Source organism: Bacillus sp. S/N-304-OC-R1, from assembly GCF_019749375.1.
GTDB lineage: Bacteria > Bacillota > Bacilli > Bacillales > Cytobacillaceae > Cytobacillus.
This window is the reverse complement of sequence record NZ_JACWFE010000023.1, coordinates 103,768-117,064: the sequence shown is the minus strand read 5'-3', so window position 1 is coordinate 117,064 and position 13,297 is coordinate 103,768. Positions and strand designations below refer to the sequence as shown.

At 34.2% G+C, this 13,297-nt stretch carries 12 protein-coding genes; 9 read left to right on the top strand and 3 right to left on the bottom strand.

Annotated elements, in window-relative coordinates; all coding sequences use genetic code 11:
• The first annotated feature begins 10 nt into the window (after positions 1-10).
• Positions 11-1,204 carry a multidrug efflux MFS transporter NorA gene (norA, locus tag H0173_RS18075; RefSeq protein ID WP_221847972.1) on the top strand — a complete coding sequence of 398 codons (1,194 nt, stop codon included), beginning with the start codon at positions 11-13 and terminating at the stop codon, positions 1,202-1,204.
• Positions 1,205-1,428: 224 nt separating this feature from the next.
• On the opposite strand, the gene H0173_RS18070 is transcribed toward norA, so the two are convergent.
• Positions 1,429-2,151 carry a DUF421 domain-containing protein gene (locus H0173_RS18070; RefSeq protein WP_221847970.1) on the bottom strand — a complete coding sequence of 241 codons (723 nt, stop codon included), beginning with the start codon at positions 2,149-2,151 and terminating at the stop codon, positions 1,429-1,431.
• Positions 2,152-2,958: 807 nt separating this feature from the next.
• On the opposite strand from H0173_RS18070, the gene H0173_RS18065 reads away from it, so the two are divergent.
• The 7 genes from H0173_RS18065 (at position 2,959) to uptA (ending at position 7,846) form a co-directional block, all read left to right on the top strand.
• On the top strand, positions 2,959-3,522 hold the full coding sequence (locus H0173_RS18065; protein ID WP_221847968.1) for a hypothetical protein: 564 nt from the start codon (positions 2,959-2,961) through the stop codon (positions 3,520-3,522).
• Between the two features lie 96 nt (positions 3,523-3,618).
• The gene (locus H0173_RS18060; RefSeq protein ID WP_221847966.1) at positions 3,619-4,122 is read left to right on the top strand and encodes a DinB family protein; all 504 of its coding nucleotides are present in this window, start codon (positions 3,619-3,621) and stop codon (positions 4,120-4,122) included.
• A gap of 394 nt (positions 4,123-4,516) precedes the next feature.
• Positions 4,517-5,047, top strand: coding sequence for a YusW family protein (locus tag H0173_RS18055; protein ID WP_221847964.1), 531 nt, complete (start codon positions 4,517-4,519; stop codon positions 5,045-5,047).
• Between the two features lie 323 nt (positions 5,048-5,370).
• A complete protein-coding gene (locus H0173_RS18050; RefSeq protein WP_221847963.1) occupies positions 5,371-6,078 on the top strand; it encodes a DNA alkylation repair protein in 708 nt (235 codons plus the stop codon).
• Between the two features lie 188 nt (positions 6,079-6,266).
• Positions 6,267-6,665: a VOC family protein gene (locus tag H0173_RS18045; protein WP_221847961.1), complete on the top strand. Its 399-nt coding sequence runs from the start codon at positions 6,267-6,269 to the stop codon at positions 6,663-6,665.
• A gap of 111 nt (positions 6,666-6,776) precedes the next feature.
• Positions 6,777-7,127: a VOC family protein gene (locus H0173_RS18040; RefSeq protein WP_221847959.1), complete on the top strand. Its 351-nt coding sequence runs from the start codon at positions 6,777-6,779 to the stop codon at positions 7,125-7,127.
• 122 nt (positions 7,128-7,249) lie between these two features.
• Positions 7,250-7,846 carry an undecaprenyl phosphate transporter UptA gene (gene uptA, locus H0173_RS18035; protein WP_221847957.1) on the top strand — a complete coding sequence of 199 codons (597 nt, stop codon included), beginning with the start codon at positions 7,250-7,252 and terminating at the stop codon, positions 7,844-7,846.
• Between the two features lie 106 nt (positions 7,847-7,952).
• Here uptA and H0173_RS18030 read toward each other — a convergent pair whose 3' ends face one another.
• On the bottom strand, positions 7,953-8,945 hold the full coding sequence (locus tag H0173_RS18030) for an HAAS signaling domain-containing protein (protein WP_221847955.1): 993 nt from the start codon (positions 8,943-8,945) through the stop codon (positions 7,953-7,955).
• Entirely contained in the window at positions 8,942-9,280 is a 339-nt protein-coding gene (locus H0173_RS18025) for a PadR family transcriptional regulator (RefSeq protein WP_221847953.1), read from the bottom strand. Before H0173_RS18025 ends, H0173_RS18030 begins: the two co-directional genes overlap by 4 nt.
• A 317-nt stretch (positions 9,281-9,597) precedes the next feature.
• On the opposite strand from H0173_RS18025, the gene H0173_RS18020 reads away from it, so the two are divergent.
• Complete coding sequence (locus H0173_RS18020) at positions 9,598-12,768, top strand: ATP-binding cassette domain-containing protein (RefSeq protein ID WP_221847951.1); 3,171 nt, start codon at positions 9,598-9,600, stop codon at positions 12,766-12,768.
• Positions 12,769-13,297 lie beyond the last annotated feature (529 nt).

Genomic DNA, 13,297 nt, shown 5'->3' with positions numbered 1-13,297 from the left:
AATAAATAAAATGAAGACTTATAAAATGACTTTAGGATTATTATTATTGAATTTATTTATAGCCTTTTTGGGAATTGGTCTTATCATTCCAGTCTTACCTACACTGATGAATGAATTGGGGATAAACGGAAAAACGGTAGGCTATCTAACAGCTGCTTTCGCGATTGCACAATTGATTGTTTCGCCATTTGCAGGAAAAGCTGTAGATAAATTGGGTAGAAAAATTATGATTGTATTAGGATTATTTATTTTCGGCTTATCAGAGGTATTATTTGGACTTGGTAAAGAAATCGATATGTTATTTATTTCTCGTATTTTAGGTGGAGTAAGTGCTGCGTTTATTATGCCAGGTGTTACTGCTTTTATCGCTGATATTACAAATTTGGAAACTCGCCCCAAAGCATTAGGTTATATGTCAGCTGCAATTAGTACAGGATTTATTATTGGTCCAGGTATCGGTGGATTTTTAGCGGAATTTGGAACACGTATACCATTCTTCTTTGCAGGAGCACTTGGTACAATAGCTGCAATACTAACGATTATATTTATATCTGAGCCAGATCGTGAAACAGAAATTTATGAAGAGACCTCAGGAAGTAGGGATGGTTTCAGACGCATGATTGAGCCGAAATATTTTGTCGCGTTTATTTTAATTTTTATTGCTTCATTTGGCTTAGCAGCTTTTGAATCGTTCTTTAGTTTATTTGTGGACCATAAATTTCAATTTAAACCATCCGATATAGCTATTGTTATTACTGGCGGTGCAATTTTTGGTGCTTTTTCACAAGTCATATTGTTTGATCGGCTTACAAGAATTTGGGGTGAAATTAAACTGATTCGATATAGCTTAATATTATCAGGATTACTTGTCTATTTAATGACTGTTGTTCATTCATATTTTTCTATTTTACTTGTTACATTTATTGTTTTTGTAGGATTCGATTTATTCAGACCAGCAGTTACTTCATACCTCTCAAATATAGCTGGGAACGAACAAGGATTCGTTGGTGGAATGAACTCTATGTTTACAAGTTTAGCGAACATTAGTGGTCCAATTCTAGGAGGAATACTATTTGATTTAGATATTAACTATCCTTACTACTTTGCGACGATAATATTATCTCTGGGAATAGTTATTACATTGTTCTGGAGTAAGCAAGCAATTAACGAAGTGAAGACTACTGTGGCTAATCTGTCGAATTGAAGTATAGACGATAATTGTTAAATATTTCACCTTAAACTCAAGGGTGCTTTGTGAAAGAAGAAATAATTGATTTTATAGTTGAAATCATATTTATAAATTAATGCATTAAAGGGCGCTATCCTTCAAAAAGGATAAGTGCCTGTTTTCATTTTTGGCTATTTAACTTGGCACCTCCTTTATATGTTATTTCATTTTTTTCTTCATGACCATCAAGCTAAGACGAATCATTCAATGCCATATTTCCCGTGGGTTTCTTTGCTGGTACTGTGTTTTTTAGATACATATAGTTTTTTAGTATTGTCTAATCCAGCATAAAAAACCTCTGAACAATCTTTGATTTTTTGTTTATTAAGCTCAGATATTAGCCATACTTTATCCAATCCAGCACTTGTTAAATTTTCCTCCATTATCGCTCCATCAATGATTATATCCTTTTCAATACCTGAACTTGTTGTTTTTATATTCATATGATAAGGGGTAAGTGGTTTTTTGTCTGATTTTGGTAATACAGATACGTTTCCATCTGTTTCCATTAAGGCGAATTCCACATCGGCTACATTGAAGACATTTTTTTCTCTTAATTTCATCTTTAATTCACTTATGGTCAACTTTATTTTCTTCATATTTTCGTCTACAATAGTTCCATTTTCAACTAAAGTAATCGGTTCAGAATTAAATAACTTCCTTAATCTGATATTTTTCAAACTTAAGTAACCAGTGAATATAGTCAAAATGGCAAGTAATATTAAGGCAGTAGTGGCGGATAGTGTTGCAAATTCCTTATCAATAATGGCATTTGCGACTATTGAACCCATTGAAACACTCATAACAAAATCAAAAAAGGTCATTTTTGATATAAGTTTTGTACCTATTTTTCGGGATAAAAATAATGCTAATATGTACAAACAAATACCTTTTATTATTGTAATGAAGATAACATTTCCCATATATGTTCTACCTCTCTTATATTTTTAACATTTACATAGGTAGTATTGGATGGAAAATAACTGGTTATTCATTTTAAATGGGAAAGTATAAAACTAAACAGTGAACCGTTCCTTTCCGCGGGGAGGAAGTCGAACCTCCTCGCCGTACCTTCTGCGGGGTCTCGACCTTTCCTCTACTTCCCGCAGTACATTGATTAAACATCGTTGGATTAACACCGATGTCTTTTTTGAGTAACCAGAGATAATTAAAATAAGAGGAAATTTTCCGGCTATACAGCAGGATAGAGCTCGGTTCGGGGGATATAAGCGGAATTTTTCCGATTAAGCAAAGCAATCTTACTCATTATCTCGTTTTTCGAGTAAATAGTCGGAATCTTTCCGTCTATTAAGTTGTTTTTGGTACTATTTTCTAACTTAAGGGAAATTTCTTCGCTTATTTAACACACTCGCTTTAGCGGCTAATGAACAACTTCTCCTTTAAATATAATCCCAAGCTTTTCTGTTCTATTTATACTGTTATTTACTTGTTCCATCAATGCTACGAAATCTTATGTTATTTGTGCAGCGATTATAGATTTTCTCCACGTTAGAAAAGCCTTTTTAAATAAGTAAAAGTGAAAATGCCAGCAATCATACTGGCTTTTTCTTAGAAGGAAAATGATATAAGTAATCAATTCAACAATCGCGTGTGGGGGACAAATTCCTCATTTGTATTTATCAAGAACAGGGAGGGGAGAAAAAATCACCCTCCCTTCCTTTATTAGCTTTCATTATTATTAAGCTATAAATAGTGATGGAGGGTTTTTGATGAACAACAAAGCATCGGTGAACTTTATAATAAAAACGGTGATTTCTCTTACTTGTTTCCTAGGTATACTGATTTGTATCATTTGTAATCTTTCGGTTAAAGGTAAACTAACTTGGTCTCTATATCCAATTACAAGCATATTATTTTTATGGCTTATTATTATTCCTTTATTTCAGTTTAAAAGGAATAAAGTAAGAAAGGCTCTTGTTTCTTTAAGCATTTTTATAATTCCATTTTTATTGATCCTAAATCATATAATAGGTGGGACAAAATTAATGCTACCCATTGGAATTCCTATATCACTAATTGGTATTTTTTATATGTGGATGATATATTTTTTATTTTTAACAATGAAGACTGGGAAATGGATTACAGTTTCTGTTTCAATTATGTTAGGGATTCCTGTTGGTATTATAGTAAGTGCAATGATCTCAAAGTTTATTAATCACCCAATTATTGATACTTGGGATATATTGTCATATGGAATAATGATAATGATATCAATTATAACTTTTTTCATTGGAAGAACTCGAAAACACTTATGTTTAGAAAATGGTGGATGATGGGGTAAGCGGAAGATTACGTTTTTGTTGACTTAACAGGTAATTTTTGAAAAATGGAGAATATATTTTAAAAGTATTTAAGTGAGGAGGATGATTATGTTTCAAACACTAGATGGTTTCCTTAAATTATGGAACTTTGAAGCGGATGCCACTCAGAAAATTCTTAATCAACTTACAGACGAATCCTTATCCCAAGAAGTAACACCGGAAAATTGGACATTAGGAAGAATAGCTTGGCATACTGTAACAGCAATTAATGTTATAGCAACTCAAACAGACCTTACCTTTGACTCTCCTAATCAAGATTATCCTGTCCCAACCTCAGCAAAGTTCATCTCTGACAGCTATCAAAAAGCAAGAACTGCTTTGTTTCAAGCTGTAAAAAATCAATGGACTGATAGTAGTCTTGGCGAAATAAAGGATTTTTTTGGTCAGAAAATGTCAAATTCAGAACTTTTATTTTTTATGATTCAACATCAAATTCACCATAGAGGACAAATGACCATTCTTATGCGTCAAGCAGGTTTAACTATCCCGGGTCTTTATGGTCCATCAAAAGAGGAATGGGCTATGATAGGTATGGCAGCTCCTAAAATGTAATTAATATTATTGAGTTAAAAGAGAAATGCGGAATGTAGATAAGGGTGGCTGGTGATTTTTTGCAAAGGGGCACTATCCTGAAAAAGGGGAGGTGCTCTTTTTCTATTTTAGGGCCAATTAAATTATTTTCTGTAAGAAGGATTGCGTGCTTTTTTACATGTAAATGCTAATTTCTGTGATAAACACGAATGGATAACTAAAAGAGAAGTAAAAAAGTTGATGAAATGATTCGTTAGTCATTTTTTCCTAGTATTTTGGACATCCTCTTAATGTGTAAATTAATTTTGCAAAGAAGGAAAGACGATGACGGAGGGGATGAGTTTATTTTTATTCACTAGATAGTTATTTTTCTGTCTATTTTCAGATTACATAGTACTTGGAATGGAGGCAACAAATGAAACGAATTTTATTTATCTTCTCATCTGTATTTTGTATTACGTTATTAATCGCTTGTGGCGGGCAAACAAATGAAACCGATAATAAAACAAATCAAAATAATGCTACTCAGAATAATAATAATAATAATAATAATAATGGTAAAGCAACCAATATAAATAATTCTTATCTACAAAATACTCAGGACCAAAATGAAATGAAGTCAAAAATGAAAAGTTTGAATTTTAGTGAATTTGATTTAGAAGTATCATACGCGGAGCAGAAAGACTATGAAGTTGAGATTAATCACGACAACTCAGGTTTGATTGGAGGGCAAGTTGATGATGATTTAAATAATGTACACTTACGGGGTAAAGATGCATTCGACAGAATTTATTCAAAAGTAGAAAAACTGACTATTTCTAAAGACACGAATAAAAAGGATGCTATCGATCAAATTCTAAAGACATTTGACCTCCCGGCAAACTATATTAAATTTGAGTTGGAAATCATCTTCAATGATGGAACTTCTATGGAATATAATGATTAAAAATAGACAGCTGAGGAATAAGTTCCTTGGCTGTTTTTTTAATAGGCTTCAGACCTTCCAAAGATCTAAATTAATGATAGCTTATCCTAAATAATATTCCTTCAAGGAAAGTGCCCTTTTCTGTAAAAAGGATCAGCGCATATTTTTCTTTAGGGCTATATAATTATTTTTCGAGATTGTGAAAGTATGTTTTAAGGTAGTGGAGCAGGATACTTGAATAGGATTAATGGTAAAATTGAGAGAGATAGAAGATTTGAAAAAAGATGCAAATTAGGTTTTTACAATTAAATAGGTATTAATATTAAGGAAGGAAGTGCGAAAATTTGGATTTTGAAACAGTGATGGCAGAACTTGAAGCCCTCGGCAAGGAACGAACGAAAAAAATGTACATATCTAATGGTGCACATGAGCCGCTCTTTGGTGTGGCTACAGGTGCGATGAAACCAATTGCTAAGAAAATAAAAATAAATCAACTTTTAGCAGAAGAGCTTTATGCAACAGGTAATTATGATGCGATGTACTTTGCTGGCATTATCGCAGACCCAAAAGCCATGACTGACTCGGATTTTGAACGTTGGATAGAGGCAGCTTATTATTATATGCTGTCCGATTATGTAGTGGCAGTAACTTTATCAGAGTCGGATATTGCACAAGATGTTGCGGATAAATGGATTGCTAGCGGTGATGAACTGAGAATGTCAGCTGGCTGGAGCTGCTACTGCTGGCTTTTAGGAAATCGAAAAGACAATGAATTTTCCGAGAGCAAGATTGCTCATATGCTTGATATGGTGAAAAATACGATTCATGATTCGCCAGAACGAACGAAATCCTCGATGAATAATTTTCTATACACTGTGGGGATATCATATTTGCCGCTACATGAAAAGGCGATTGAGACTTCAAAGGAAGTAGGTATAGTTGAAGTCAAACGAGACAAGAAAAAAAGCAGTTTCCTAAATGCTTATGAAAGTATTCAAAAAGAAATTGATAGAGGGAGGGTTGGTTTCAAACGAAAATATGTAAGATGTTAATAATGGCTTCGTATGAGGTCCAAGAAGGGTTGAAGCCCTTTAAACCCTTACCGAACTAAAAGGGGGCCACAGGTTGGAAAAAGGTTTTTAGGATGACCTTTTCTCCTTGTGTAAAAGGAGCAGTTTAATTCATAGACAAAATATACTATATTAAATTTAGTACATATTTAATTGGAAGGTGGATAAAAATGTCAAAAATTACACCGTTTTTAATGTTTCAAGATGGCAAGGCGGAAGAAGCAATGAATTTCTATACCTCTCTTATTGAGGATTCTCAAATTATTAATATTATTCGGTATGGGGCTAATCAAGCTGGTGACGAAGGAACAGTGATGAAAGCTTATTTTACCTTAAAAGGTCAGGAATTTATGTGTATCGACAGTAATGTAAAACATCAGTTTTCCTTCACACCTTCATTTTCAATCTATGTTACTTGTGATACAGAGGAGGAAATTGACAATCTTTATCAAAAATTGATTGCTGATGGAGAAGCCCTTATGCCAATTGGCGATTATGGTTTCAGTAAGAAGTTTGGCTGGCTAAATGATCGTTTTGGGGTGTCTTGGCAGCTTAATCTTCCTAAATAATAAATAAGAATTCCAAATAATGGGGTGCTAATTTTAAGGAATGTTTCGAACAACTTCGTTTTTATTCAAGTAAACACTGCAAAATTAAATATACTGATTGGGGGTAAGACTTTGAAAGTTAAAGGTTTCGGTGGGGTTTTTTGGAGATCAAGAGATGTTGCTTCATTAAAAAATTGGTATAAGGAAGCACTAGGAATTTCGATGGAAGATTGGAATGGTGCGGTCATCAAACCAGATACTGATAATGAAACGATTTTTTCTCTTTTTAAAGAAGATAGTGATTATTTCCCAGTTGAGCAAAGTGTGATGCTAAATTTTCAAGTTGAAAATATCGAAGCTTGGATGGAACATTTCGAAAAACTTGGAATACCCCTTCTAAAAAATCCTGAAAAAAGTGAGTTTGGAACATTTCTTTGGATTTCTGATCCAGAAGGAAGATGGATTGAAATTTGGGAGAAATAATTTAAAATTAACCTACTAATAAAAGTAACGTGAACTGTAATAAAATTCCTGACGAGTAAGTGTGGTATTCCTTTCAAAGGACAGGCTATAATTTTTAAGAGAATAGGTAGGATTCAACTTTTATGTCACATTTCATTCAAACGATATTTGATTTGCTTTCTAATTTAGGATATTTAGGAATTGCATTAGGTTTAATGGTTGAGGTCATTCCAAGTGAGATCGTATTAGCATATGGCGGATACTTGGTTTCAATAGGGAAAATATCATTTGCAGGGGCTGTTGTAGCAGGTACGATTGGCGGTGTTATTGCACAATGGTTTCTTTATTGGATCGGAAAATATGGAGGAAGACCTTTTCTTGATAAATATGGGAAGTACCTCCTTATCAAGCCTTCCCATATTGATGTCGCACAAAATTGGTTTAGTAAATATGGTTCGGGTGTTATTTTTACTGCACGTTTTATTCCTGTTGTCAGACATGCGATTTCCATTCCAGCAGGTATTGCAAAAATGTCATTTTCGAAATTTAGCTTTTACACAGTTCTAGCGATTATTCCATGGTCGATTTTATTCCTTTACCTTGGAATGAAATTAGGTTCGAAATGGGACCAAATTAATAATGTAGCTAAACCCTATGTGACACCGGCTATTATTATTGCCATCATTCTTGCTCTAATTTACTTTATTATTAAATGGAGAAATTCGAAAAGAAAGAGATAAAGTAACCACCCCTCTTAGAAAAATTAAAAATAAAGAAAGCAGTTTGATTCTATAAATATGAGATCAGACTGCTTTCTTTTTGAATAGAATCAAATCTCCATATTCATTATTCCTTTTCCGTTGTTCTAGCTTTACGGAAACCGTTAACGGCATTAATCACTGCAAAAATAATAAAGATAATGATGATTACGGCGATAAGCCATGTATCAAAATATATAAAACTGGCTTTGTAAGCTACAAATTCTGGAGTCAGTATGTTAGGGGTTAGTAAAATAATGGTGAGGGTCACAGTTACGATTAATTCATGTATAGCATTTATAATTGCTAATCTTTTAGTCCATTGACCATTAATGAATTTATATAGTGTTAATGCAATCTCAAATACTATTATAGCTGCAACTATTGGCCAATATTGAAGTAATATTTCTTGGTTGAATGCAGGTGCAGCAAGTGTTAATCCGTCTTTTCCACCTTCATAGATACCGATTAATTGGTTAGCATAGAAGTACAGTGTAGCCCATATGGCAGTCCACATTAAGCAGAAAAACATTTCATATTTTGATATTGCTTTTTGCTTTGGAATATAAGAGATGTTTTTTAAATCATCAGGTGTCCATTTTTTAAATGCTGCAGATAATGGCAGGCTATCTTTGTCTTTATCAACTCGTTCAATAACAGCCAAAACAATCGTAAACCAGAAAAATGTCTGAATCCCTACTTCAATGATTCTCCAAATCCCAAATCCTATTATGTCTAGAACGACATTAATAATTGCTTCTTCATCATTAAAGCCACTTATATATTCGGCAATTACTGAGATGAAAGCAACCACAGCTGCAATAGGTAAAATCATTTTTAATAATGAAACATATATATCAAAATAACGTGGGCCAATTAAATGCATTGGCTGATCTCGATACCCGCTTGCTAGAACAACAGGGTCACCCATTTTTTGAAGAGCAGATTTTACGTCTTCTTCACTATAATGATCAGGCAACATCTCCTCAATGGTTGAGCGTAATTCAAGTGCAATATCCTCACGATTTTTCTCAGGGAGTCTTCGAGTCACTTCCTGAATATACACATCAATCAGATTCATTCATTTTCCTCTCCTTTTAACAACTCATAGAGCTCTTTTGAATTTTGTAGCCATTCTTTTTTTAATTGTGTAAAAATCTCTAATCCAAATTCACTTAAAACATAATACTTTCGTGGCCTACTCTCAGAAGTGTCCCAGCTGCTCGTAACGAGTCCTTGTTTTTCTAAACGGCGAAGCAGGGGATATAAGGTGCTTTGATCAATGTTAATACTTGAATTTTCCAATATCTGTACAAGTGAATATCCATATTGTGGAGTGCGCAATTGACTTAGTACAGCTAATGTCAACGTCCCTCTTCTAAGCTCCGTCAATAAGGAAGTCAGTAAATTATTCATCATACACCTCGTTTCACATACTACTGTATGATATACACTATATAGTCTATGCTATGCGACATACACTATTGTTGTTACAACAGCAATATAAATATTAATATTTGAAATGAAAAATAGAAAAGGGGGTTAAACGCATTGGTGACTGGGGTACTCAATGCCAAATATCTGAATTGTAGTATTAGGCTTACGTATAGGAAAAGCAAACAGCTCGGTATTAGACTGAGCCGTTTGCTTTTATAGTACAAATATTGTTACAAATTTATTTGAAGCTATGCTAACATGGCAATACTAGATATAAAGGATTGGAGAGGATATAGATGAAAATAAATCAACTAATTGCCAACAATATTAACCGTTTAGATGCCATTTTGCCGGAAGATCAGACGCTCGGAATTGCTGGTTTGTCCGGATCTGGGAAAACCACGTTTTGTCAAACGATTGGGGAAGAGTCCAAGAAGCGCCTCGTTTCTTTATTGCCAAAGGCTGAATATCAATATCTGTTTCCTAATATAATGGAAACGAATTTTAGTGCCATCAAGATGGAAGAGATGCCATTAGTCCTTTTTCTCGGGAGATCATCCATTTCTTCCAATCCGCGTTCAACGATTGGCACCCATACCGGCGTTTTTACAGAAATTCGTGAGCGGCTAGCTGAAAAATTTCATCTTTCGCCAGAAGTTTTCTCCTTTAATAATGAATTAGGCTGGTGTCCTGCTTGTAAAGGACGCGGTACGACGAAAAATATTGAATGTAAAAAGTGTGAGGGCAGGCGCTATAGTCCAGAGGTTGAGCAACACACAATCGAATTGTTTGAAAAACCACATAGTATTTCCGATATCAATGAATTAAGCATTGAATCGATTCTTACCCTTTCAGAGGAATTACATATTAGTGAAGCGAAACAACTTATTCTTAAACACATAATCAATATGAATATTGGTTACTTAACATTAAATCGCATTATGGGAACATTATCTGGCGGAGAATTAACTCGGCTTTACTTGGCGGAATTCATGGCAGCAAGTGAAAATACCGTGATTATTATTGATGAAATCTCTGTTGGTCTTGACCACGAAACTCTAGTGAAAATTTTAGAGCAGATTAAACAATTAGGATGCAAGAATCAAATTTGGCTTATTGATCATTCAGACACAGTGCTCGATATTACGGATGAGCAATTGTTTTTTGGACCTGGCAGCGGGAAATACGGCGGAAAAATTGTCGAAGAATCACCTCGTCCAAAGCCTGTTTTATTGGATCGAAATCAGGAAGTGCCAACTGAATACTATCAATTTCATGATCTTTACTGCCGTAATATTCAAATGGATGAAATTCAGATTCCTAAAAATAGACTAGTTACCTTTACAGGTGAGTCCGGCTGTGGGAAATCAACACTAGTTAATGAGTGTATCTCCAAAGATTTTCTAAATCGATATCCAAAAGATAAGCTGGTCATGGTAGGTCAGGATCGAAACCAATCGATTACAAGCCGATCAACTGTTGCGACATTTCTAGATATTAAAAAGAAGCTCACAAAATATAGTGAAGATATTGATGATATTTTTCAGCGCTCAATTGAAGATATTATTGATGAACTGCCAAATGAAGACATCGCTCATAAACGCTTGAGCTTATTGATTAAATTGGGACTTGGTTATTTGACGCTGGAAAGAAAAACTCAGTCCTTATCGACGGGGGAATTTCAATGTGTTCATTTAGTTTCAGAACTGTTTTCGAACACAAGAAATCCCCATACGCTGTTTATTTTTGATGAACCTTCAAAAGGGTTATCACAAAATATATTAAACCAATTTATTGATAGTATCAGGGGCATTCTGCAGGATGAATCTGTCTCCATCGTCATGATTGAACATAATGCCTATATGCTGGAAAGCTCTGATTTTATTATTGATTTTGGTAAAAGACAGCTTGAGCCTGTACGACATCTTGATGTGATCAGTCATGATGATTATTATCGTCTTAATAATAGGGAGGAAATTGCTGCTCCATCGCCTATTTCATCAACTCTAAAGGCACAAAATGGTATTCACTACTTAAAAGAAAACCATATTGCTTACTTCAAAAATGCAGAAAACATCTATAAAGGCGGCATTTTAAAAAGCTTATCATCAATGGCCCGTTTGATTTATGGTGAATATGAATCTGATACTATCGCACCTGTCATCGCTATTGATCTTGAAAGACACTTGTACAGTCAGTATAGTTTTCTTTATGAAATGGGTGGCCTGATTAACCATATTGTAGCTGCTCATCCGACTAACAAAGATACAAGAAGCTTTGATTTCTATCATCAAGAAAATCATTGCCCATACTGTTCAGGTCGCCGGGTTGTTGAAAAATTTGATTTTGATGTTGTCATTAAAGACAAAACCGTACCATTCTGGGATGGCTTATTACATGAAGACGTGATGAAAGTATTAAAAGTTTATCAATATCCGAAATTACAATTCCTTTTCGACGAAATTAAGAATGAACTTGGACAAGATATCACTAAAAGCTACAATGAAATGACAGAAGCAGAAAAGCATACCTTTTTATATGGGTATTGGGAAAAATCATTCTATGATAAGGCAGGCAAGACACGGAGGACATGGGATGGCTTTAATAAGATCATTGGGATGTATATCGTCATTTCCAAATCGATTATTAAAGAGCATATAAAAGAATCGAAAGAGAAGATTACCTGTCCGATTTGTGAAGGAACAGTGTTAAACCACCATAAAAAACTTACATTTGGAGACACGGATATTCGAGAAATTATCGGAAAACCGCTCGATCAAGTGATAAAAATTGTAGGGAAGTTACCGGAACTGGAAAAATTGAAAGCGATTGTCGGCGGCGATATGGTACTTACGGAAGATGTATCCTTACTTCCTAGGGAAACACAAGTCGCGCTAAAAATGTTTGAATTGGAATTAGCAAGCTTTGTCGGTTTTGAAATGGTCTTACAAAATGTCTTACCATTCTGGGGCAGTATTAAAGGCAATATCGAAGAGATTAGCAGCAAAAATCGGATCACAATTTGTGATTTTGCCGGTATTGACGAAACGAGAGAAACCATTATTGATAAGTATTTCACCAATGGAAAATACAAAAAACTAACGTATGTGTATGAAGCGTTTGGCTATAAGAAAATCGTGACCCAAATTAATAAAATTAAAGCAAGTCATCCATGTCCATTCTGTAAAGGGAAAAAAGTCATTTCCGAAGATAATCTCCATGATGGCGTGTTTAAATTATCAGTTCCATGTGTTAGCTGTTATGCAAGCGGCATCAATGAGGAAGGACGTAAGGAAATTGTCGACGGCATAGACGTACAAACATGGTTAACTGGTAAAGTAAGTGATGTTGTTGATAATAGATCAAATCTTGAGGCTGTTGAAGAAATTCCTATTTTCAATCGTATTCGTGAGTTGAATAAACGAGAGATGATGGCAGTCTATCATTACCTTGAGCAAAATAATTAAGGATTAAACAAATAATATTAATTCCATTTGTAGGTTTTTTGTCTATTTTAGTAATTATTTCATTATTGCGTTTTCCTATCATAGGAAAGCGCTTTTTGTATTGGATGGACTCAAGAAGATCATCAGCTTTATGTAAATCACTATGAATATGTGAGAAAACACCTACGAAACTGGTTAATAAAGGTTTATCACCTCCTTATTAATGTTTGATCATGAAAAAAACTAGAGCAGCGGGGAACATGCCCCACTGCTTTTTTCGATATTTCGATTAAATTTATTCAGCCTAGTTTCAACATTCACTGGGGATGAAGACAGATTAAATATGTGACGTCCTGTTACAACGTCTGCACTATCACGACCTGTGCGTCGAAAAACCCCCACTGAATGAAGATTCACTTTATTATTGAAAAATTAAATTAGGATTTTCAATAATATTTCATTCTTTTCTCATAATTGAGTGTTATAAATAATTATTGTTAGTTTTGTTATCGTTCAACATTTTTTCACATTTTTTATCACAAAACGACTT